Here is a 23395-nt window from a genome sequence, read left to right as displayed (position 1 = left end):
GTTGGCCTGGGCCAGCATGTTGGTGAGCAGCGCGAAGTGGTGCTCCTCCATGCCCGGCTCGGGCTTGAGCGAGGCGATGAAGTCGAGGGGCACGTAGCGGGTGCCCTGGTGGAGCAGCTGGAAGAAGGCGTGCTGGCCGTTGGAACCGGTCTGGCCCCAGACGATGGGCCCGGTCTTGTAGTCCACCGGGTGGCCGAAGATGTCCACCGACTTGCCGTTGGACTCCATGTCGAGCTGCTGCAGGAAGGCCGGCAGCTGATGCAGCGCCTGGTCGTAGGGCACGATGGCCTGGGTCTCGGCGCCCTGGAAGTTGATGTGCCAGATGCCGATCAGCGCCATCAGCACCGGCATGTTCTCGGCGAAGGGCGCGGAGAGGAAGTGCCGGTCCATCTCGTAGGCGCCCTCGAGCAGCTCCATGAAGCCCTCGAAGCCGATGGACAGCGCGATGGGCAGGCCGATGGACGACCACATCGAGTAGCGCCCGCCGACCCAGGCCCAGAACTCGAAGACGTTCTCCTCGCGGATGCCGAAGGCCATGGCCGCCGCCTTGTTGGTGGAGGCGGCGATGAAGTGCGCCCCCACGTCGGCGTCCGGGCCGGCGTTGTCCAGGAACCAGCGACGCGCGGTATGGGCGTTGAGCAGCGTCTCCTGGGTGGAGAAGGTCTTGGTGGAGACGATGAACAGGGTGGTGGCCGGGTCGAGGCGGCTGAGCACCTTCTGGATATGCGCGCCGTCGACGTTGGAGACGAAGTGAAAGCTGAGCTCGGGGTGACGGTACTTGAGCAGCGCCCGGCAGGCCATGTTGGGGCCGAGATCCGAGCCGCCGATGCCGATGTTGACCACATCGGTGATGCGCTGGCCGCTGTAACCCGTCCACTCGCCGCTGCGCACCGCCTCGGAGAAGACGCGAATCTGCTCACGGGTGCGCTGGATCTCCGGCATCACGTCCTGGCCGTCGACCTTGAGCGGCCCCTTGCCGAGGTTGCGCAGGGCGGTATGGAGAACGGGGCGGTTCTCGGTGACGTTGATGATGTCGCCGGAGAACATCTGGGCGCGGCGCTGGACCAGTGCCGAGTGCTCGGCAAGCTCGATCAGCTTGGCCAGTACCGCCTCGGAGACCGGCTGCTTGGAGTAGTCGAGGAACAGCCCGCCGACGCGCAGGCTCATCGTCTCGAAGCGCTTAGGGTCGGCGGCGAAGTAGTCGCGGATGCGGTCGTTGGCGGTGGTCTCCTGCAGGCCCTTGAGGGCCTGCCAGGTGACGCTGCGGGTGAGCTGGAACATGGTTGACCTCTTGTTATCTGAAAAGCCTGTCCGCCCGACGGCTCAGGCGGTGGCGCTCACGGATACCGCCTGGCCGCCGCGCTTGATCGCTGCATAGCCCAGGCCAGTCACCAGCGAGCCGATGACGATGGCGGCGAGATACAGCAGCACCGGGCTGATGGCGTTGGGGATCAGCAGCACGAAGATGCCGCCATGCGGCGCCATCAGCTTGGCACCGACCAGCATCGAGATGGCACCGGTGATCGCCCCGCCGACCATGCACACCGGGATGACCCGCAGCGGGTCCTTGGCGGCGAAGGGGATGGCGCCCTCGCTGATGAAGCACAGCCCGAGCACGAAGGAGGCCTTGCCTGCCTCGCGCTCGGGCTCGGAGAACTTCGCCTTGGCGACGAAGCTGGCGATGCCCATGCCGATCGCCGGCACCATGCCCGCGGCCATCACGGCGGCCATCGGCGCATAGGTCTCCGAGGCCAGCAACCCCACGCCGAAGGTGTAGGCGGCCTTGTTGACCGGCCCGCCCATGTCGAAGCACATCATCGAGCCGAGCAGGATGCCCAGCAGCACGGCGTTGGCCGAGCCCATGTTCTCGAGGAAGGTGGTCAGCGCCGAGAGGATGGCCGCCACCGGCTCGCCGACCACGTAGATCATCACCAGACCGGTGAACAGGCTGGCGATCAGCGGGATGATCAGGATCGGCTTGAGGGACTCGATGCTCGAGGGCAGTTTGACGTGTTGGGCGACCGCCTTGGCAACGTAACCGGCCAGGAAACCGGCCAGGATACCGCCGATGAAGCCGGCGCCGATCTCCGAGGCCAGCATGCCGCCGATCATCCCCGGCGCGATGCCCGGGCGGTCGGCGATCGAATAGGCGATATAGCCGGCCAGCACCGGCACCATCAGCGCAAAGGCGGTGCCCCCGCCGATCTGCATCAGCGCCGCGGCCAGGGTTCCCTCCTCCTTGAAGGCCTCGATGCCGAACACGAAGGACAGCGCGATCAGCAGGCCCCCCGCCACCACCATCGGCAGCATGAAGGACACCCCGGTGAGCAGGTGCTTGTAGACGCCCTTCTCCTTGGCCCCCTTCTTCGCCTCGCCCTGACCCGACGACGCGGCGCCGCCCGCCTGTTCCACCTCGGCCTCTTTGAGTGCCGCCTCGATGGTTGGCTTCGGCTTCTTCAGCGCATTGCCGGTGGAGGTGCGGTAAACGCGCTTGCCAGCGAAGCGGGTCGGGTCGACCTCGATGTCACAGGCGAGGATCACCAGGTCGGCCGCGGCGATCTCCTCTTCGGTGAGCTGGTCCTGGGCGCCCACCGACCCCTGGGTCTCCACGCGGATCTCGTGGCCCAGCGACTTGCCCGCCTCGGCCAGCGCCTCGGCGGCCATGAAGGTATGGGCCACGCCGGTCGGACAGGCGGTCACCGCCACGATCTTTCGGGCGCCGTCGCGTCGGGCGCCGTCGGGGTTGCCGGCGGGCGCCGCCGGGGTGGCCTCTTGCGCCGATGGCTGGAAGTCGCTGGCCTCGCGGCTGGCGCGCTCGAGGAAGGCACGCGGGTCGGGCAGCGCCTGGTCGATGGAGGCGCGGAACAGGCGCTTGCCGGCGAAACGCTCCGGCACCGGCACGTGATCGGCGGCGACCACCACCAGATCGGCGGCGGCGATGGCCTCGGCACTGACCGGGGTGTGCGGCTCGAGCTCGCCGTGCATCTCGACATGGGTCTGCCAGCCGAGGCGCTCGGCGGCCTGTTCGAGGCGGCGGGCGGCGAGGAAGGTGGTGGCCATGCCGCTGGGGCAGGCGGTGATGATGATGGTGTTCATGCGAGAGCTCCCCCCGCATCGACGTCGTTGAGACGACGAACGCGAGTCTGTTGTTGGAGTTGCGGGAAGTCCGGGGCGTGGGGGTCACCCACGCCGACATGGCGGACGGATTCGGCGGACAGCGCCGTGGCCAGGCGCAGCGCCTGCTCGGGGGGATGCCCCGAGAGCACGCCGTGCAGCATGGCGGCGACCAGGGTGTCGCCGGCACCCACGGTGCTGGCGACATCCAGACGCGGCGGCAGCGCCTGCCAGGCGCCGCGCCGGCTGACCCAGAGCACGCCCTCGGGGCCGGCGGAGATCAGCGCCTCCTCGACCCCGTGAGCATAGAGCCTGAGCGCTGCCTTGAGCCGGGCGTTGGCGCTGGTCAGCGAGGTGTCTGCCCAGGCGGCCAGTTCCTGCTCGTTGGGCTTGACCGCCGAGGGGCGTGCCTCGATGGCCGCTCCCAGGGCCTCGCCACTGGTGTCGACCCATACCGGCAGGTCGGCCGCGCGCAGGCGGGCGACCAGGTCGGCGAGGTCCTCGGGAGACACTCCCGGCGGCAGGCTGCCGGCGATCACCACCGCCTCGGGACGCCGCCGGGGGTCGGCGGCGCGGGCGTCGAGCCCGTCGAGCAGGCGCTGCCAGGCATCAGCACCGATGGTGGCGCCCGGTCCGTTGATATCGGTGACCCGTCCGTCGGCCTCGGCGATCTTGGCGTTGATCCGCGTCTCGCCGGGCACCCGGATGAAGGCGTCCTCCACCGCCAGGGCCTCGAAGGCGCGCAGGAAGGGGCCGTCGTTGTCGGCGCCGAGGAAGCCCGAGACGCTGACTTCGTGGCCGAGGGCGACCAGCACCCGGGCCACGTTGACGCCCTTGCCGGCGGCGGCGAGGTGCGTCTCGCGGGTGCGATTGACCTCGCCCGGCAACAGGCTGTCGAGGCTCACCGAGAGGTCCAGGGCGGGATTGAGGGTGAGGGTCAGGATGCGGGCCATCAGCGCACCTCCAGGGCGTCGCGAACCGCCTCGCTGGTGGCCTGGGCCAGGGCCAGCTCGGCCTGGCGGCGGGCCTCCTCGAGGTCGAACTCGCGCAGCCGCGCCTTGACCATCGGCACCTGGCGGGCGCTGACCGACAGCTCGTCGACGCCGAGTCCCACCAGCACCGGCACGGCGACGGCGTCACTGGCGAGCTCCCCGCAGACCCCGACCCACTTGCCCTGGGCATGGGCGGCGGCAACGGTCATCTCGATCAGCTTGAGCACCGCCGGGTGCAAGCCATCGGACTGGGCGGAAAGCTCCGGGTGGCCGCGGTCGATGGCCAGGGTGTACTGGGTCAGGTCGTTGGTCCCCACCGAGAAGAAGTCCACCTCGGCGGCCAGGGTCGGCGCCAGCAGGGCGCAGGAGGGCACCTCGATCATCACCCCGAGCTGGACGTCGGTGGTCCGCTCGGCCTCGGGAATCTCCTCGAGCAGGCGGTCGAGGATCGCCTTGGCGGCGCGAAACTCGCTGACGTCCTTGACCATCGGCAGCATGATGCGCAGCGGCTTGTCGTTGCTTGGAACGCCGGCCGCCGGAGCGCCGGCCGCAGGACCGCCTGCCGCCGCCATCAGCATGGCGCGGAACTGGGTCTCCAGGACCTGCGGGCGGGTGAGAGCCAGGCGTATGCCGCGCAGGCCGAGGAAGGGGTTGTCCTCCTTCGGCACCGGCCAGTAGGGCAGCGGCTTGTCGCCGCCGACGTCCAGGGTGCGCGCCACCAGCGGGCGGCCGTCCAGGGCCTCCAGAGCCTCGCGGTACTCGGCGATCTGGGTGTCGAGGTCCGGCTCCTGGGCATGGGCCATGAACAGGAACTCGGTGCGCAGCAGGCCGACGCCCTCGGCGCCACGCTCCACGGCATCGGCGGCATGGGCGGTGTTGCCCAGGTTGGCGGCCACCTCGACGCGGTGGCCGTCACGGGTGCGGGCCTCCTGGAAGCGCGCCTCCCAAGCCTCGGCCTCGCGGCGGCGGTGCTCGGCCAGGCGCTGCTCGGCGGCCTCGCGACGATCGGCGGAGGGGGCCGGGACGATCCGACCGCGCTCGCCATCGAGAATCAGCTCGCTGCCGTCCTCCAGGGTCAGCACCCGCTTGCCGGCCCCCACCACCGCGGGAATGCCCAGTGCCCGGGCCAGAATCGCGCTGTGGGAGGTGGCGCCGCCGCGGGCGGTGAGCAGGCCGCGCACCCGGGAGGTATCGAGGCGGGCCACATCGGAGGGGCCGACATCGTCGGTGACCAGGATGTAGGGGTGGTCCGGCGGGTCGGGGAGCTCGACATGGCAGAGGACACCCAGCACCCGCCGGCCGACGTCGCGCAGGTCGGCGGCGCGCTCGGCGAGCAGCCGGTCGGCGAGCATCTCCTGGGCGTGGGCGGCGGTCTCGATGGCGTCCCACCAGGCGGCCTCGGCGGATCGACCTTCCTGGATCTGCTCCCGGGCGGCCTCGAAAAGCTCGGGGTCGCCCAGCATCTCCTCGTGCATGGAGAGAATCTGGGCGACTTCACCGCCACGGGCCTCGCGCACCAGGGCCTCGAGCTGCTCGCTGCCCTCGCGGATCGCCTGCTCGAGGCGGCGCACCTCGGCGGCGGGATCCTCGGCCCGCTGGGGATAGTCGAAGTGCGGCGTGCGCAGCACGAAGACCGGCGCGATGGCCAGCCCCGGGGAGGCGGCCACGGCCGGGTGGGGCTGGTCGGCCGGCAGCGGCTCCGCTGCCGGCTCGTCGACCACCGCCGCCGTCTGCTCGCGGCTCTCGTCGAAGGGCAGCACCTGCTCACCGAGCCCTTCGGCCACGGCGTTGCAGACCGCCTCCAGGGCGGCCTCGGCCCCCTCCCCCTCGGCCGAGAAGATGAGCTGCTGCCCGCGGCGCGCGCCCAGGTTGATCACCTTGGTCAGGCTGCTGGCCGAGACCGCATCGAAGCCGCCGTCGGCCAGGCGCACGCGGATCGCCAGGCCCTGTGCACGCGCCACCTGTACCAGCTGCTTGGCCGGCCGGGCGTGCAGGCCATGGGCATTGAGCACCCGGGCCGGGCGGGTGCGGGCCGCGGCGGATTCGCCGGCGAGTCGCGCCAGCAGCGTCTCGGCATCGAGGCCGTGCAGCTCGCGTGCGACACCGGCGTCCAGCAGGGCGAGGATGCGCTCCAGCAGGCCGCGGTGAGCATCGCCCTGGGCGGCCAGGCAGAAGACACCAGTCACCGGCTCGCCCGCCTCCTCCAGGACCGCGTCGGAGGTCGCCAGCGACAGCGCCGGCACCTCGACACCACGATCGCTGCTGACCAGCCAGAGCCCCTGGCCGAGCCCCTGGGGGGCGCGTTCGGCGACGCTGGCCACGAAGTCGCTGCCCACGCAACCGGCCTGGCGCAGGCGCGCCGCCCCGGCCAGCGCCAGCTCCTGGCGGTCACGGGCGGGAAAGCCCAGACAGAGGGTCTCGGCATCCAGTCGCGCCTCCACCACCGCCTTCGAGAGCAGCCCGGCGATCTCGCTGCGGGAGCCGGCGGCAGCCAGGCGCTCGGCGACGCCCTCGCGGTCCAGCACATGGGTCAGCTGGCGCAGGATATCCAGGTGCTCATCGCTCTGGGCGGCGATGGTCACCAGCACATGCACGCGGTTGCCGTCGTGCCACTCGATGCCGTCCGGGAACTGCAGCACGCGTACACCGGTTCGGCGCACGTGCTGGCGGCTCTCGGGGGTGCCGTGGGGAATGGCGATGGCATTGCCCAGGAAGGTCGAGGACTGCGCCTCGCGGTCGAGCAGGCCATCGCGGTAACCGCGCTCGACCATGCCCGCCTCGTGCAGGGCCTCGGCGGCATGATCCAGCGCCATGCGCCAATCTTCGGCCCGACAATCGAGCAGGATATCGTCCTGGCGTAGGGTCAACATGGGTTTCTCCTGTTCGCTCGGTGACGGGCGGTGGTCGCCTCTCGCTCAGCCGTCTCGGAGATCGATGCGCTTGCTGGCTGAATCGTGTCACCTGTGATGTCATTCATGCTGAATCGATTCATACTGGTTGGCAAGGCCGACACACTACGACTTTGGCAGGGGGTGGCGGCCACGGTCAGTGGCGTAGAATCGCCCCACCCGTTACCGAGGACACTCATGACACTCGCTGAAATCGCTCGCCAGGCCGGGGTCTCCCGCACCACGGCCAGCTATGTCATCAACGGAAAGGCCCGGGGGCGGCGCATCAGCCAGGCGACCATCGACCGAGTGATGGCCGTGGTGGCGCAGCACGGCTATCGGGTCGACGCCCAGGCCGCCGCGCTGCGTCGGGGGGCGAGCCGCCTCCTGGGGCTGATCATCCCCGACCTGGAGAACGTCAGCTATGCACGCCTGGCCAAGCGGCTCGAGCGCGGTGCCCGAGAGGCGGGCTATCGGCTGCTGATCGTCGGCTCCGACGACGACCCGGAGAGCGAGCGCGAGCTGGCCCTGGCGCTGCGCGCCCAGCGCTGCGAGGTGCTGATCACTGCCAGCTGCCTGCCCATGGAGGACCCCTTCTATGCCGAACTGATGGCGGCCGGCCTGCCAGTGGTGGCCGTGGACCGTGGCCTCGACCCGCGCCACTTCGCCAGCGTGGTCAGCAACGACCGCGAGGCCGCCGAGTGGCTGACCCGCTCGGTGCTCGATGACGGGGTGTCGAGTATCGCCTGGCTGGATGCGGTCCCGGCCCTGTCGATCAGCCGCGAGCGCCGCGCCGGCTTCCAGCAGGCACTGGCCGACCATCCTCCGCTGGAGGTGATCACCTGCGGCGCTCAGCGCTACGACCGCGTCGAGGGGGCCCGGCTGATGCGCGAGCTGCTCGATGGCCACGGCATGCCCGACGCCCTGGTCACCGCCTCCTACACCCTGCTCGACGGGGTCTTCGACGTGCTGCTAGAGGGTGGCGGCCTGCCGCCAGCACTGCGCCTGGCCACCTTCGGCGACAGCCGCCTGCTGGACTTCCTGCCCCTGCCGGTCAACGCCGCCGTCCAGGACCATGACCGCATCGCCACCCTGACCCTGGCCTGTGCCCTCGCCGCCTCGCGGGGCGACTACCGGCCCGGCCTGCAGGTGGTCGCGCGCCACCTGCGCTGGCGCCTTCCCGGGCGGGCCGCCAGCCGGGCCTGAGGGGCTCACTCACCCGGCGTCCAGGCCTCCAGCGACGTCAGGGTCACGGCCAGGCAGCGATGCAGGGCACCCAGCGCGACCGCCACCTCGTCCAGCCGCCCCTCTCTGCCCAGGCGTTCCAGCCGAGTGGCCAGCCCGGCCACCTTCACCGCGCCCAGGCTCGAGGACTCCCCCTTGAGCTGGTGGGCGAGGTACTCGACCCGGCGAGGCGCCGCCTCCGCCACGGCCTGCTCCAGGCCCGCCAGGTGCTCAGCCGCCTGTTGCCGGAAGAGGGTGATCAGGGCGGCCAGTCCCTGCTCGCCCAGGCTCTCGCCCAGTGCCGAGAGGGTGGCGGCTTCCAGCGGCTGGCCGGCCGGATTCTTCCCCGCCGTGACGACAGGACGCCCGACACCGGACGTCCTCCCCCCCTGGCGCAGGTGTCGCTGCAGCGTGGCCATCAGGGCATCCTGGAACAGGGGCTTGGTGAGGTAGCCATTCATGCCGGCCGCCAGGCAGCGGGCCCGGTCCCCGCCCGGCCCCCCGGCGGTCATGGCCACCACCGGCACCTCGGACGACCAGCCGCCGCGGGCACGCAGCCGGCGCGTCGCCTCCAGCCCGTCCATGCCGGGCAGCTGCACGTCCATGAAGATCAGGTCGAAGCGTTCCCGGGCCGCCTGGCGGAGCGCCGCGTCCGCCGAGTCGGCCACGCTGACCCGGCAGCCCAGCCGTTCGAGCATGGCACGGGCGACCTGCTGGTTGACCGGATTGTCCTCGACCACCAGCAACCCGGCATCGGCCACACGCTGCTCGGGGACCGCCGCCACCGCGTTCTCCGCCGCCTCGCCGCTGTCCGCCTCGCTCAGCGGCAACACGAACCAGAAGCGGCTGCCGTGGCCCACCTCGCTCTTCAGCCCGATACGCCCTCCCTGAGCCTCCACCAGCCGCTTGCTGATGGCCAGCCCCAGGCCGGTGCCGCCGAAGCGTCGGGCGGTGGAGGGGTCGCCCTGCTGGAAGGGCTCGAACAGCTGGTCCTGGCGGCCGGAGGCGATCCCGCCCCCCGTGTCGATGACCTCGAACAGCACCTGCCCCTCGCCCTCGTCCTGCACCCGCAAGCGAACCTCGCCCTGCTCGGTGAACTTGATGGCGTTGGAGAGCAGGTTGAGCAGCACCTGGCGCAGTCGGCCGGCATCCCCCACGAGATACGGCGGCAGCCCGGGATCCAGCTCGCACGCCAGGCGAATGCCCCGGGCCTCGGCGCGGGGCGCGAACAGCGAGATGGCCCCATCGACCAGCTCGCCGAGGGCGAAGGGGCGCGCCTCGAGCTCCAGGCGCTGGGCCTCGATCTTGGAGAAGTCCAGGATGTCGTTGATCAACTCGAGCAACAACCGGGCGCTGTCATGGATGGTGTCGGCATAGTGACGCGCCCGGTCGGGAAGCGGTTGGTCCTGCAGCAGGTCGCTCATGCCGATGACGCCGTTGAGCGGGGTACGGATCTCGTGACTGACGGTGGCCAGGAACTCCGACTTGGCACGGTTGGCCAACTCGGCCTGTCGGGCGGTGACCTCCAGCTCACGGCTCAGCGTCTCCAGGTCCCGCCGGGCGGCGGCATTGTCGCGGGCCTCACGAAACAGGAAGGCGACCACCAGCGAACCCGCCAGGCTCATGGCCAGGATCAGCAGCAGCAGCACGCCATAGAGGGTCTGCAGCCGCTCGCGTTCCCGAGTGGTGGTCTCGGCCAGGTGGCCGTTGATGGCGATGATTAACCGCTCGGTCACGCCGCCCAGGGCCTCGAGTCGCTGGATCAGGCTGGCCCGGGCGACGTCATCGAGGCGCTCGAGGTCACGAATCTGCTGGTCCAGGGCCTGCAGGTGTCGCTCGATCTCCAGCACCAGCTGCTCGGCCACGCGAATGTTGCCGAGCAGCTCGGTGATGTCGCCATCCTGCAGCAAGGTGAGACGGCTATAGAGCAGCTCGAAGCGCAGGCGCAGGGCCTGCAGCGACTCGCCAGAGCGGTCGATGAGGAAGTTGCGCAGCTGCACCGTGTCCCGGTCGAGCTTGTAGGCGTGCCAGGCGGCATCCCCGCCCACGCTCTCGGCCAGGCTGTCCTGGCGCCAGGCCACCAGGCCGACCACCACCAGGGCGGCGGCGAAGAACACCAGGGCGGCGATGGCACCCAGCTTGAGACGCAGGGGATAGCGCAGCAATTCAGGCCTCCGCAGCCGGCCAGGCTCAGGGCACGATGATCCGCTCGACTTGCCACACCGAGCGGAAGCGGATGGCCTCGGTGAGCAGTTCGGGGCGGTCGTCGAAGGGGTAGAGCACGAACAGCGGCCCGTACTCGCGGATAGTCAGCGGCTCGCCGTCGCGGGTCATGGCCAGGATCACGCCGTGGCGCCGGAAATCCGCCACCGGGACCTCCGCCTCGTAGTGGTTGAGCGCCCGGATGCGCACCTGCTCAACATCATCGGCACCGACCGCCTCGAGCAGGGCCAGGACCAGCGGGCCCTGGTAGCGTCCCCTGTCGCGATGCCAGGGCGTATGGGTCTCGATGACCCGCGCCGGCAGGGCCTCGAGCATGGCCCGGTCGAATTGCGCCTCGTCGCCCACATTGGCGTGCGCGATGTCACCACTGAGGGTCAGCAGCACTTTCCCGGTGGGCGCCGGTAGCGGCGCAGCCAGGGCGATGGAGAACGGCACCAGGGCCAAGAGCAGCAATACGAGCGGACGAAGGGCGATACCGGTCAGCATCGGCAGGCTTCCTGCGAACGGGAAAGGTGCTCCAAGCGTACGCGATTCGGCGTCGGAGGTCAGGAGAGCGTCCTGTAAAAACCTCAGGGGGCGCCGAGCGCCCCCTGAGGTTTCCAGTACTTACGGGGAGATCGCGTCAGCTCTTCAGCTCCTCCACCGGCTCGATGCGCACCAGGTCCTCGTAGGCGTGCCAGCTGGCGTGGCCCAGGACCGGCAGGATCAGTGCCAGGCCGATGTAGAAGGTCATCACCCCGACCAGCACGCAGCCGATGAGGATCATCGCCCACAACAGCATCGGACGGAAGTTCTTCGATACCGAACGGATGCTGGCCTCGATGCCCTCCATGAAGGTCAGATCCTGGTCCATCAGGGTCGGAATGGCCACCACGCTGATGGTGAAGGCGCCGAACGCCAGGACGGCGCCGATCGCGGTGCCTACCGCCAGCATCACCAGGCCATCGGTGGTAGTCAGCAGCGAGGCGTAGAGCGTTTCGGGGCTGGGGGCCTCGAGGCCGAAGAACAACGCGAACAGCAGAGTCGCCAGGCGAATCCAGGCGAGGAAGAAGATCATCATCATCACGCCCATCATCGCCAGCTGCCCCGCATGGCCCTTCCAGCCGCCGAAGGCATCGCCCAGGTTGGGGGGACGGCCTGCCTCCAGGGCACGGCTGATGCCGTAGGAACCCACCGCCACCAGGGGGCCGATGAACATGAAGCCGGCCACCAGCGGCAGCAGCCAGTGCCAGAGACCCAGCGTGAAAGCGCCGGCGGTGACGGCGACACTCAGCCCCACCCAGAACATGCCGTAGGCCAGGCTGACCGACATGGCCTGGCGAAAATCCTCGAACCCTGCTGCCAGCCAGGCTCGCGGCTTGTCCATGCCCACCGACCGGATGCTGATCCTGACATTGGGCGCAGCACCCTTGCCATGCTCTTTTGACGTCGCTGCATTCATGATCACACCCCTGTTTGCCGCCTGTTGAGTCCCGGTGCTGCCGGGCCGGTTCAAGGTCACATCCCGGCACGCGGCCGTCATGCGCCCTTCATCTCTTGACACCTGATCAATGTAGACGACGACAGCCAACCTCGCAGGGTGGGTTGGATCCCGGCACTCAACGCAGAATATCCTGGCGGTGCAGGGCGTCACGCCAGGGTCTTGCCCTAGGTCATCATCACCACGCTGACCAGCATGCCCATGCACGAACGCCTCCCCTCGAGGGGAGGCGTTCGTCGGGTACGACACAAGACGGTGGTCCCGCTCAGCGCACGATCATCACCGAGATCTTGGTGTGATGAACGACATGCTCGGCATTGGGCCCGAGCACGTAGTCGGCGAACTTGCGCTTGTTGTGGGAGGCCATGACGATCAGGTCCACCTCGAGCTTCTTCGCCGCCTTGATGATGGCCTCCCAGGGGGAGCCGTCGACGATCACGCTCTGGGCCGTGATGTCCTCGGGCACGTGTTCGCGGATGAACTCGTGCTGGGCCTCGGAGATCGCCTCATGGGCCTTCTTGGCGAAGTCCTTGGGAAAGTAGGAGCCGACCAGCGGCATGCGGTAGTCCGGCAGCACCGTCACCACATGCAGCGACGCGCCGAAGCTGCGGCATAGCGCCACCGCCGTCGGCAGCGCCTTGGTCCAGGAGGCCTCCTCGTTGAGGTCCACCGGCAACATGATCTTCTGGTACATGACGCTCTCTCCTTCAGGCTGACGCCGCGGCGGCAATGCGATCACGCCGCCGACGCTGCATCACTACGATCAGGCCGAACACCAGGAAGGCCGGGATCCACATCAGCTCCTTGGTCCAGCGGTCCACCGGGGCCAGCACCTCGATGATCTCCTGGTCGAAGTCGAAGCCCAGGTCCGCGGCCTGGCTGCCGTAGGCCACCATGTCGACCACGGCCCGACCGTCCTCGATGATCAGCTCGAGGCCCAGGCTCTCCAGGCGCTCCTGGCCGGTCTCGCCCTGCGGCACCGGCAGCTGCATGTAGGTGGTCAGCGGGTCGCCGAAGTCATCCTCGCCGCGAATCTGCAGGCGCAGGGCGCTCTCCTCGTCGACGCTGCCGAGCGCCTCGACAAACTGCGATGGCGGCACCGACTCGTAGGGGTCATGGATCATGTCCATCCAGAAGCCCGGCCGGAAGAGGGTGAAGGCCACCAGCAGCAGCACAATGGACTCGTACCAGCGGTTGCGGGCGATCATGAAGCCCTGGGTGGCCGCGGCAAAGATCAGCATGGCGATGGTCGAGACCACGAAGATCACTATCCCCTGCAGGAACGTCACATCGATCAGCAGCAGGTCGGTGTTGAAGATGAACAGGAACGGCAGCGCCGCGGTGCGCAGGCTGTAGTAGAAGGCCTGGAAGCCGGTGCGGATCGGGTCGCCGCCCGAGACGGCGGCCGCCGCGAAGGAGGCGAGCCCCACCGGCGGCGTGACGTCCGCCATGATCCCGAAGTAGAACACGAACAGGTGCACCGCGATCAGTGGCACCAGCAGGCCGTTCTGCTCGCCCAGCTGGACGATCACCGGGGCCAGCAGCGCCGAGACCACGATGTAGTTGGCCGTGGTGGGCAGGCCCATGCCGAGGATCAGGCTGAGCACCGCGGTGAAGATCAGGATCAGCATCAGGTTGCCCATGGAGAGGATCTCCACCACGTCGGCCAGTACCAGGCCGACACCGGTCTGGGAGACCGCGCCGACAATGATGCCGGCGGTGGCGGTGGCGATGCCGATGCCGATCATGTTGCGGGCACCGGTGACCAGGCCGTTCCACAGGTCCAGGGCACCCTCGCGCAGATCCGCCGCCATGTCACTGCGACCGCGGAAGATCGCCGTGATGGGACGCTGAGTGAGGATGATGAAGACCATGAACACCGTCGCCCAGAAGGCCGACAACCCCGGCGAGAGGCGCTCCACCATCAGACACCAGATCAGCACGATCACCGGCAGGATGAACTGCAGGCCGACCATCACCGTAGGCCGGGTCTGGGGCAACGTGTAGATGGGAGTGTCCGGGTCATCGAGCTCCAGCTCGGGATAGTGCGAGGCGACCTTGAGCAGTCCCACATAGATCGCCGCCAGCCCCACGGCCACCACCCAGGGAGTGGCATCACCCAGCACCGGCTTGAGCCAGCCCAGACCGTAGTAGACCGCGAGGGCCGTGATCATCATCAGCAGCAGGCCGCCAAGGAAGCCGATCACCTTGCGCACCAGGGGCTTGGGCGGATTGCTGCTCTCCAGCCCCTGCAGGCCGGCCTTGAGGGCCTCGAGGTGGACGATGTAGATCAGCGCGATATAGGAGATCAGCGCCGGCAGGAAGGCGTGCTTGATCACCTCCACGTAGGAGATGCCCACGTACTCGACCATCAGGAAGGCCGCAGCGCCCATGACCGGCGGCATGATCTGGCCGTTGACCGAGGAGGACACCTCCACCGCACCGGCCTTCTCGGCGGAGAAGCCGACCCGCTTCATCATCGGCACGGTGAAGGTACCGGTGGTCACCACGTTGGCGATGGAGGAGCCGGAGATCAGGCCGGTCATGCCCGAGGCCACCACGGCGGCCTTGGCCGGGCCGCCCTTGTAGTGGCCCAGCAGCGAGAAGGCGACCTTGATGAAGTAGTTGCCGGCCCCGGCCTTGTCGAGCAGGGCACCGAACAGCACGAACAGGAAGACGAAGCTGGTCGAGACCCCCAGGGCGATGCCGAAGACCCCCTGGGTGGTCAGCCACTGGTGGTTCACCAGGCCGAAGAGGCTGACCCCGCGGTGGGAGAGGATGCCCGGCATGTAGGGCCCGGCCAGCGAGTAGAAGATGAAGATCGAGGCGATGATCGCAAGCGGCGGGCCGAGCGCCCGTCGCGTGGCCTCGAGGAGCAGCAGGATGCCGGCCACGCCGATGATCACGTCCTGCAGGATCGGCGCGCCCGGGCGCTGGGCCAGCTGCTCGTAGAACATGAACATGTAGGCGCCGCAGAAGGCCGCCGCCGCCGCCAGCACCCAGTCCTGGACGGGGATACGGTCGCGGGGCGAGCGCTTGAGCGCCGGATAGGCCATGTAGGCCAGGAAGAGCGCGAAGGCCAGATGGATGGAACGGGACTCGGTGGCGTTGAAGACCCCGAAGCCGATCATGAACGGCAGCGGGGACGCGATCCACAGCTGGAAGAGCGACCAGACGGCGGCAATGCTGACCAGCAGCTTGCCCGGCGTCCCGGCCGGCTTGCGGGCCCCGGTATCGGTCGAGGCGACCATATCCTCCAGGTCGACCTCGTGCCCGGCGGTCCTCTTGTTGTCCTCAGTCATAAGCATGCCCTGCTCTGTAACGTGTGCCCTGGGAACCCCTGCTGGTGATGCCCTTGGGCATCCCAAACAGAATGCGCGGCCCCCTCGGGTGACCGCGCATTCTTCACCGAGGTGAAATCACCTCAGGTTGTCGGATCACTCGATCCAGCCCTGCTCGCGATAGTAGCGGGCGGCCCCCTCGTGCAGCGGCGCGGAGAGGCCGGAGGTGACCATCTCTTCCGGATCGAGGTTCTCGAAGGCCGGATGCAGGCGCTTGAAACGGTCGAAGTTGTCGAAGATCGCCTTGACGGTCTGGTAGACAATCTCCTCGTCGGCCTGAGCGGTGGTCACGAAGGTGGCCGCCACGCCGAAGGTCTCGACGTCCTCGTCGTTGCCCTTGTAGAGGCCGCCGGGAATGATCGCCTTGGAGTAGTAGGGATGCTCCTCGACGATGCCGTCGATGGCCTCGCCATTCAGCGGGATCAGGCGCGCATCCACGGTGGTGGTGGCCTCCTGGATGGAGCCGTTGGGATGGCCGACCACATAGACCATGGCATCGACGTTGTTGTCGGCCAGGGCCGCGGCCTGCTCGGCGGCATCCAGCTGGGAGGCCAGGGCGAAGGTATCCTCGGTCCAGCCCTTGGCTTCCATCACCACTTCCATGGTATTGCGCTGGCCGGAGCCCGGGTTACCGATGTTGACGCGCTTGCCTTCCAGGTCATCGAGAGTCTCGATGCCGGAATCGGCGCGGGCCAGCAGGGTCAGCGGCTCGCCGTGGACGCGGAAGACCGCGCGCAGGTCCTTGTAGGCGTCACCCTCGAAGTTGCCGGTACCATTGTAGGCTTGGTACTGCACGTCGGACTGGACCACGCCCATGTCCAGCTCGCCGGACTTGATGCCGTTGACGTTGGCCACCGAGCCGCCGGTGGAGGGCGCGTTGCACTTGATGTTGGCGTCTTCCAGACGGTTCACCAGGCGGCAGACCGACTGGCCGACCACATAGTAGACGCCGGTCTGGCCACCGGTACCGATGGTGATGAACTTCTCTTGATCCTGGGCCATGGCCGGCGACGCGAACATCGCGGCCCCCAGAATCGCGCCGGTGAAGGCAGCAGCAGAGAATGCATGGCGTTTCATGAACACACCTCTTTATTTTCAACAAACTTATTTTCAACAAACGTGTTGAGCAAACGGGTTCCGATATGGCAGCCCCGTGACGCGACTGCCGGCGGCCTTGCCGTCCCCTCCTACTTTAGCGAAAAAAGCGGACATTTGATGTGGCCTTTTTCCATGAGTTGGAGTCTAGACCCCCGCGCACGTTTAGAGAGCGTTAATTTTCGCCGCTTCTTCTCACGCAAGCCGCTTCATCGGACCCGGATGGCATGCCTCACGACGCCTTCATGATCAGTGCCTGCTTCGCGTCCTTCATCGCCGCGAATTCGGCCTCATAGAAGAACTCGCGCTCCCCCAGCGCGGGCTCCAGTTGGTTCAGCCAGGTGGCGGCCTCGTCGTACCTGGCGAAGAAGGGGCGCTGCACCCAGTCGCTGTCGCGGCCCTGGATGAAACGCAGCACGAAGACCTTCTCGCCGTGGATCTCGGTCACCCCCTGGATCTCCACCTTGCCCGGATCGGCGGACATCGACGGCCCACGGGCGGTGCGCGCCAGGCCCGATACCTGCTTCATCGCCTCGCGGTAGATCTCCCACGCCTTGACCAGCGGCACCTCGAAGTAGTGGCGGGCACCGGTGTCACGCTCCACGAACATATAGTAGGGGATCATCCCCAGGCGCACCTGGGTGGTCCACATCCTCGCCCACTGGTCGGCATCGTCGTTGATATGCTTCAAGAGCGGCGCCTGGGTGCGGATCTCCGCCCCGGTGGCGCGGATACGGCGGATCGCCTCGCGGCAGATGGGGGTGTCCATCTCCTTCCAGTGGTTGAAGTGCGCCATGAAGGCCACGTGCTTGCCGGCCGCCGTCAGCTCCCGGAAGAGCGCGAGGATATCCTCGGCATCGGGGTCGGTGACGAAGCGGTAGGGCCAGAAGGTCAGGCTCTTGGTACCGATGCGGATGTCCTGGACATGATCCATCTCCGGCGCCATCAGCCCCTCCAGGTACTGGCGCAGGTGCTTGGCCTTCATCACCATGGGGTCGCCGCCGGTCATCAGCAGATCACGCACCTCGGTGTGCTCGGCGAGATAGCGGTGCAGCGAGTCCGCCTCGCTGGAGGCGAACTTCAGCTCCTTGTCGCCGACGAATTGCGCCCAGCGGAAGCAGAAGGTGCAGTAGCTGTGGCACACCTGCCCCTGGCTGGGGAAGAACAGCACCGTCTCGCGGTACTTGTGCTGCATGCCCGGCAGCGGCTCGCCGTCGAGCAGCGGCAGGTTCAAGTCCATCTGCCCCGCCGGGTGGGGGTTGAGTTCGGAGCGGATGCGCTCGATCACCGGCTTCATCTCGGCGGCGGGGGCGTCGCGGCGCATCAGCGCGGCCACCTCCTCAAAGTGCTCGGGGAGCAGCATGCCGCGCTGGGGGAAGGTGAGCTGGAAGACCGGATCCTGGGGCACGTCATTCCAGTCGATCAGCTCGTCGATCACGTACTCGTTGACGCGAAACGGCAACACCTGACTGACCACCCGCATGTCGAAGCGCAGGTCCTCGGGCAGGTGCTGGATGGCCTCGATCTTGTCCAGCTGGCGGTGGGTATAGACCTTGAACTGGCGGGCCTCGAAGGCCTCGGCCCGGGGATCGCCAAGATCGATGTTCACGCGCTGGTTCATGCCACCTCCTGATGTCGTTGTGCGGCAGCGGGCGGCCATGGGGCCCTGCACGGCGGACGAGATCATCCGCTGCGCCGGCAGAACCGGGGCACCGCGAGTGGTTCGAGGGTGGCCATTGGTACAGGCTCGCTGACATCGCTGCAAGTTTCTGCGCCGATTTGCAACGAATGTCACGCTTTTGACGGACAACTGCAACGAATGTGCAATACCGAAGCCGGCGCGGGTGAACCGGTTCGGCTCCGCGCCCGGGGGTGGCTGATCAGCAGCGCGGCAAACACCGCCGGGGCGAAACACGGGGCAAACAACATCGGTGACTCCGGACGGGGGAGCGGGCAGGGGGTAGACTGCGAATTCCACGCCAGCGCCCCGGTGGATGCCGCGCGGTGCGCCCCATGGGTCGCAACAGGAGCCCGCATGCAGATACTCGCCGGCCAGATCGCCATCCCCCGCACCCGCTGCCGCGATGAGCAGCTCACCCACCTGCGCCGCGTTGCCGAGCGCATACGAGGCGCCTGTGCCCGGGGCACCCCCGACCTGGTCGTGCTGCCGGAGCTGGCGGCCCAGGAATACGGCGACGAGGCCTTTGCCTGCCTGGAGGCCCTGGACGACGACCTGAGCGGCCCGGTTGTCGGGGTGTTCGCCGAGCTGGCCCGGGAACTCGGCACCACCATCGCCTTCGGCGTGGCCCGGCGCGCCGCTGGCCGGCGCCATATCAGCCAGATACTGGTCGGTCCCGACGGCCGCCTGGCCGGCGTCTACGACAAGCTGCACTGCGCCCAGTTCGGGGCCTCCGGCGAGGCCGCCCACTTCTCGCCGGGCGAGCGGCTGCTGGTCACCGAGGTCGCCGGCTGGCGGGTCGGGGTGATGATCTGCTACGACCTGCGCTTCCCCGAACTGGCCAGGCGCCTGACCGACGAGGGCGCCGAGCTGATCCTGCACCCGGTGGCCTTCACCCGGGACTTCAGCTTCGCCAGCTGGCACGCTTTCGTCACCACGCGCGCCATGGAGAATCAGCTCTACTGGCTGAGCCTCAACCGTGCAGGAGAGTCCTGGGGCCAGTCGCTGTTCTGCCCGCCGCTGGTGGACGACGACCACCCTTCTCTCGCTTTTGGCAGCGACGAGCAGTGGCGCTGGCTGAGTCTGGATAAGCAGGCGGTAAAGGCGGCGCGAGCGCGTCTGCCGCTGTCCCGGGACCGCCGCAAAGACCTTGAAGTCCTGCCGCTCTGGCGACCAGACTGAACCGCATCAGCCGTCAGGAGGAGAGCGTGATGGGCACCATCGAATGCGTCCAGGGCGATATCGCCCGCCAGGCCGACATCGACGCCGTGGTCAATGCCGCCAACGCACAGCTGCGCAGCGGCGGTGGCGTGGCCGGTGCCCTGCATCGCGCCGCGGGCCCCGGGCTCGCCGAAGAGTGCCGCCCGCTGGCGCCGATCCGGCCCGGCCAGGCGGTGATTACCGGTGCCCACGGGCTACCCAACCGCCACGTCATCCACTGCCTGGGGCCGGTCTACGGCGTCGACGAGCCCGCCGACGAGCTGCTGGCCGCCTGCTACCGCAACGCCCTCGAACTGGCGCAGCACGAAGGCATCCGCTCCATCGCCTTTCCGGCCCTCTCCGCCGGAGCCTTCGGCTACCCACCGGCCGAGGCCGCCCGCGTGGCGCTCGCCACGGTGCTGCAGACGCTGCCCGAGTGCCCGGGCATCGAGCGGGTGCGCTTCGTGCTCTTCGATGCCGACAGCACCGCGCTCTACCAGCGCACCCTGGCGACCCTGGAGAGCGCAGTCAGGGGTCATCTACCCTAGGTTGTAGCCCAGCATCCGCGGCAACCAGAGGGCAATCTCGGGGAACACCGCCACCAGAACGAGCGCGCCCGCCATGGCCGCCACGAACAGCAGTGCCCAGCCCAGGGTCTGCTCCAGGCGGACCTTCGCGACCTCCGTCGTCACCATCAGGTTCACCGCCACCGGCGGCGTGAACTGGCCGATGGCGATGTTCATCGCCAGCAGGATGCCGAACCACACCGGATTCCAGCCGAAGTGCTGCATCACCGGAATCAGGATCGGCATCATGATCAGGTAGATGGAGATGGCATCCAGCAGCATCCCGGCCACCAGCACCGCCAGCATGACCAGGACCAGCAGCAGGGGGCCGCTGTCGGAGAGCCCGACGATCCACTCCGCCAGGTGCCGGAAGGTGCCGAGCATGGTGCCGGCCCAGGCGAAGATGCCGGCCAGGGCGATGATCAGCATCACCACCCCCGAGATCACCGCCGCCTCACCGAGCAGCCCCCATAGGTCCCGCCAGCTCATTTCCCGGGTCAGGAAGAGGCCCACCAGGGCGCCATAGGCGACCGCCACCACGGCCGCCTCGGTGGGGGTGAAGAGCCCGCTGCGCAGCCCGCCGAGGATCAGCACCGGGGCGAACAGCGCCGGCAGCGCCTGCTTGAAGCTCTCGCCCACCCGGGGATGCTCCGCCCCCTCCACGGGCGTGCCCCCTTCCCGGCCACTCCCTTCCCAACCATAGCGACGGGAGACCAGCAGCGCCGGCCCCAGCAGCGCCAACCCGGCGAGGATGCCGGGGAAGAGCCCCGCAGCGAACAGCGCCCGCAGGTCGACCCCCGGCACCACGATGGAGTAGAGGATCAGCGCCACCGAGGGCGGGATCAGGATCGCCGTGGAGGCCGAGGCGGCGATCAGGGTCGCCGAGAAGGGCCGGGGGTAGCCGGCCCGGGTCATGCTCGGCAGCATCACCATGGCCACCGCCGCGGCATCCGCGGGGCCCGAGCCGCTCATCCCGCCCATGATCATGCAGACCAGTACCGCCACCAGGGCGAGGCCGCCATGGCGCGGCCCGATCAGCGCCTGGGCGAAGCGCACCAGCCGCGCCGCCACCCCGGCCCGCTCGAAGATCAGGCCGGTGAGGATGAACAGCGGGATGGCGATCAGCGGGTACTTGGCGATGCTGTTGTAGGTGTTGGTGCCGAGTGTGGCCAGCATGGCCGGCGACAGCCCGGCCAGTATCCCCACGGCGCCGGCCAGACCCAGCGAGAAGGCCACCGGCACCCCGGCGATCAGCAAGCCGGCGAAGGCCAGCAGCATCCACAGATCAGGACTCATCCTCGAGCCTCCCGCGCAGGCGATCGCGGGTCTGCTGCACCTGGCGCAGCAGCATCAGCCCCGAGAGCAGCGGCAGCCAGGCGAGGTACCACCACTGCGGCAGCCCCAGCCCCGGGGAGAGCGAACCCCACTGGAACTCCTGCCAGGTCAGCTTGCCCCCGAACCAGGTGATCAGCCCCAGCACGATGAGCCCGCAGCCTCCCTGGAAGAGGATCAGCGCCTGGCGCGCGGCCCGGGGCAGGGCGCGCTCCAGCAGGCCGATACGGATATGACCGTTGCGGCGCAGCGCCACCGAGGCACCGGCGAAGGTCAGCACCACCAGCAGGAACACCGAGAACTCCTCGGTGAAGGCGAAGGAGGCATCGGTGATATAGCGCACCAGCACGTTGGCCAGGCTGATCAGGCTGATGACCAGGATCGCCAGGGTCGCCAGCAGGCGCTCGAGTCTTGCATCGGGACGTTTCATGGGCGTCGCGGTGTCATGGGGTGGGAAACGCCATCGGCCCCGCGGAGGGGCCGATGGCACGGGCGCTGCGGGAGGTCACTCGCCCTGCATGTCGGCGCGGGCCGCCTCGACGATCTCGCTGCCGATGCGCGGCAGCCACTCATCGTGGACGTTCTCGGTGGCCTCGACGAAGGCCTGGTGCTGCGCCTCGTCGAGCTCGGTGACCGTGACGCCGCGTGCCTTGATCGCCGCCAGGCGCTCGGGTTCCTGCTCGCGGGTCATGGCGATCTCCCAGGCGCCGGCTTCCTCGGCGGCCTCCCGCAGCAGGGTGTGCTCCTCTTCGGAGAGGGAGTCCCAGACCTGCTGGTTCACCGCGAAGACCAGGGGGTCGTTCATGTAGTTCCACAGGGTCAGGTGCTCCTGGCCTACCTGGTCGATGCGCGCCACGTCGAACACCGAGAGCGGGTTCTCCTGGCCATCCACCGCCCCGGTGGTCAGCGCCGGCTTGGCATCGGCCCAGCTCATCTGGGTGGGGTTGGCGCCCAGCGCCGAGAAGGTGTCCTGGAACAGCGGCGAGCCCACCACGCGAACCTTCAGGCCGTCGAGGTCGCCCGGCTCGTCGATGGGCCCACGCGAGTTGGAGAGCTGGCGAAAGCCGTTCTCGCCCCAGGCCAGGGGCACCACGCCACGGGACTCGATGGCGGAAAAGACCATCTCGCCGGCGGCGCCGCCGGTCACCGCATCCACGGCATCCAGGTCGGCCATGAAGAAGGGCAGCGAGAAGAGGTTGAGCTCCGGCACCTGGGGCGACCAGTTGATGGTCGAGCCCACGGCGGCGTCGATCAGCCCCGAGCGCATGGCGGAGAACTCCCGGGTCTGGTCGCCGTTGACGAGCTGGGAATTGGGGTAGACCCGCAGGGTCAGCTCGCCGTCGGAGCGCTCGGCGACCAGCTCGGCCCACTTCTCGGCGGCCTGGCCCCAGGGGAAGGCATCGGAGAGCACGGTGGAGACGGAGAGCTCGCGGGCCTGAGCGGCAGAGACGGACAGCGAGAGGGAGACGGCGGCGACGCCGGCCAGGGCGGCCAGCCGGGTCAGGTGACGAGACGAGTTCATGGCGTGTCCTTGCTGTGTCGGGCTCGGGGCAGGCCCGCGACGGGACTGCCCGGCATCGTTATAGGTAGGCGTCATCGACGCCGCGAACCTCAAGATGCCCTGTCATCCCGTGTGCATGCAAGGCAGGACGCCGCCCTGCCCTGTCCCCGGGTTCAACGCACTTGCTGTTCTGGGACCTTTCGCGTCGTCCCGCGGTGGGATTCATTTCGCGGCGGCCCCCGCACAGAGCCCGCCGTCGCCCGGCCAGCTGACACAATCGCCCGCCGCCACGCCCATCGCCTCGAAGGCGCCGGCATTGACCTCCAGGGCCGCCCGATAGGGTACCGCGGGGCGCGTCACCGGGCACTCCCCCGGCCGGGCGGCCGTGCACGGCGCCATGCGGTGGATCTCGGCGATGCGGCCCGCCTCGTCGATGAAGGCGATATCCAGCGGAATGCGCGTGCGATACATCCAGAAGCCGTTGCGCGAGGACTGGGGGCGGTCGTAGAGGAACAGCATGCCGGCCTGCTCCGCCAGCTGGTCGCGTTCCATCAGGCCACGGCTGCGCTGGTGGATGGTGCGCGCCACCTCCACCGCGAGGCGCCGGGGGCCCTGCTCGCCGTGGATCACCAGGGGGACGGTCTCGAGGGCCTGTGTCCCCGAATCGGGCCCGGCGGCGGGCAGGACACGCGGCAGCAGGGAGGCGGCGGGCAGCAGGGCCAGGCCCAGCAGCAGCTGGCGGCGGGTGGCGTTCATGGCAG

At 68.7% G+C, this 23395-nt stretch carries 18 protein-coding genes; 3 read left to right on the top strand and 15 right to left on the bottom strand.

Features of this window, described 5'->3' with window-relative positions:
• From pgi to ptsP, 4 genes are all read right to left on the bottom strand, one after another.
• Positions 1 to 1281, bottom strand: a 1281-nt coding sequence (pgi, locus tag OP498_RS10530; protein WP_280553426.1) for a glucose-6-phosphate isomerase, incomplete at its 3' end; no start/stop codon positions are given.
• A gap of 42 nt (positions 1282 to 1323) precedes the next feature.
• A complete protein-coding gene (locus OP498_RS10525) occupies positions 1324 to 3096 on the bottom strand; it encodes a PTS fructose-like transporter subunit IIB (RefSeq protein ID WP_280553425.1) in 1773 nt (590 codons plus the stop codon).
• Positions 3093 to 4067, bottom strand: a complete 975-nt coding sequence (pfkB, locus tag OP498_RS10520) for a 1-phosphofructokinase (protein WP_280547974.1) — start codon at positions 4065 to 4067, stop codon at positions 3093 to 3095. The genes OP498_RS10525 and pfkB overlap by 4 nt, the downstream gene beginning before the upstream one ends.
• A complete protein-coding gene (ptsP, locus tag OP498_RS10515; RefSeq protein WP_280547975.1) occupies positions 4067 to 6976 on the bottom strand; it encodes a phosphoenolpyruvate--protein phosphotransferase in 2910 nt (969 codons plus the stop codon). Before ptsP ends, pfkB begins: the two co-directional genes overlap by 1 nt.
• Positions 6977 to 7192: 216 nt before the next feature.
• On the opposite strand from ptsP, the gene cra reads away from it, so the two are divergent.
• The gene (cra, locus tag OP498_RS10510; RefSeq protein ID WP_280547976.1) at positions 7193 to 8200 is read left to right on the top strand and encodes a catabolite repressor/activator; all 1008 of its coding nucleotides are present in this window, start codon (positions 7193 to 7195) and stop codon (positions 8198 to 8200) included.
• Between the two features lie 5 nt (positions 8201 to 8205).
• On the opposite strand, the gene OP498_RS10505 is transcribed toward cra, so the two are convergent.
• From OP498_RS10505 to OP498_RS10475, 7 genes are all read right to left on the bottom strand, one after another.
• Positions 8206 to 10383, bottom strand: a complete 2178-nt coding sequence (locus OP498_RS10505; RefSeq protein WP_280547977.1) for an ATP-binding protein — start codon at positions 10381 to 10383, stop codon at positions 8206 to 8208.
• A gap of 25 nt (positions 10384 to 10408) precedes the next feature.
• A complete protein-coding gene (locus OP498_RS10500) occupies positions 10409 to 10927 on the bottom strand; it encodes a molybdopterin-dependent oxidoreductase (protein ID WP_280547978.1) in 519 nt (172 codons plus the stop codon).
• Positions 10928 to 11063: 136 nt separating this feature from the next.
• Positions 11064 to 11882, bottom strand: coding sequence for a DUF2189 domain-containing protein (locus OP498_RS10495; RefSeq protein ID WP_280547979.1), 819 nt, complete (start codon positions 11880 to 11882; stop codon positions 11064 to 11066).
• Positions 11883 to 12186: 304 nt separating this feature from the next.
• On the bottom strand, positions 12187 to 12615 hold the full coding sequence (locus tag OP498_RS10490; RefSeq protein WP_280547980.1) for a universal stress protein: 429 nt from the start codon (positions 12613 to 12615) through the stop codon (positions 12187 to 12189).
• Between the two features lie 13 nt (positions 12616 to 12628).
• On the bottom strand, positions 12629 to 15223 hold the full coding sequence (locus OP498_RS10485) for a TRAP transporter permease (RefSeq protein WP_280548071.1): 2595 nt from the start codon (positions 15221 to 15223) through the stop codon (positions 12629 to 12631).
• 135 nt (positions 15224 to 15358) lie between these two features.
• Positions 15359 to 16339, bottom strand: a complete 981-nt coding sequence (locus tag OP498_RS10480) for a TAXI family TRAP transporter solute-binding subunit (RefSeq protein ID WP_280547981.1) — start codon at positions 16337 to 16339, stop codon at positions 15359 to 15361.
• Between the two features lie 250 nt (positions 16340 to 16589).
• Entirely contained in the window at positions 16590 to 17978 is a 1389-nt protein-coding gene (locus tag OP498_RS10475) for a lysine 2,3-aminomutase (protein ID WP_280547982.1), read from the bottom strand.
• A 414-nt stretch (positions 17979 to 18392) separates the two neighbouring features.
• On the opposite strand from OP498_RS10475, the gene OP498_RS10470 reads away from it, so the two are divergent.
• Together OP498_RS10470 and OP498_RS10465 are read left to right on the top strand one after the other, a co-directional pair.
• On the top strand, positions 18393 to 19217 hold the full coding sequence (locus OP498_RS10470) for a carbon-nitrogen hydrolase family protein (RefSeq protein ID WP_280547983.1): 825 nt from the start codon (positions 18393 to 18395) through the stop codon (positions 19215 to 19217).
• Positions 19218 to 19246: 29 nt separating this feature from the next.
• Positions 19247 to 19783 (top strand): macro domain-containing protein, encoded by a 537-nt coding sequence (locus tag OP498_RS10465; RefSeq protein ID WP_280547984.1) that lies wholly within the window; start codon positions 19247 to 19249, stop codon positions 19781 to 19783.
• Here the strand turns inward: OP498_RS10465 and OP498_RS10460 are convergent.
• The 4 genes from OP498_RS10460 to OP498_RS10445 form a co-directional block, all read right to left on the bottom strand.
• Positions 19775 to 21097 (bottom strand): TRAP transporter large permease, encoded by a 1323-nt coding sequence (locus OP498_RS10460; RefSeq protein ID WP_280547985.1) that lies wholly within the window; start codon positions 21095 to 21097, stop codon positions 19775 to 19777. The genes OP498_RS10465 and OP498_RS10460 overlap by 9 nt on opposite strands.
• Positions 21087 to 21563 carry a TRAP transporter small permease gene (locus OP498_RS10455; protein WP_280547986.1) on the bottom strand — a complete coding sequence of 159 codons (477 nt, stop codon included), beginning with the start codon at positions 21561 to 21563 and terminating at the stop codon, positions 21087 to 21089. Before OP498_RS10455 ends, OP498_RS10460 begins: the two co-directional genes overlap by 11 nt.
• Positions 21564 to 21638: 75 nt before the next feature.
• Positions 21639 to 22655, bottom strand: coding sequence for a DctP family TRAP transporter solute-binding subunit (locus OP498_RS10450; protein WP_280547987.1), 1017 nt, complete (start codon positions 22653 to 22655; stop codon positions 21639 to 21641).
• A 201-nt stretch (positions 22656 to 22856) separates the two neighbouring features.
• A complete protein-coding gene (locus tag OP498_RS10445) occupies positions 22857 to 23390 on the bottom strand; it encodes a DUF192 domain-containing protein (RefSeq protein WP_280547988.1) in 534 nt (177 codons plus the stop codon).
• Positions 23391 to 23395: the final 5 nt, after the last annotated feature.

The sequence above is a fragment of the Halomonas sp. 25-S5 genome (genome assembly GCF_029889845.1).
GTDB lineage: Bacteria > Pseudomonadota > Gammaproteobacteria > Pseudomonadales > Halomonadaceae > Halomonas.
This window is presented reverse-complemented; position numbering and strand designations above follow the sequence as displayed.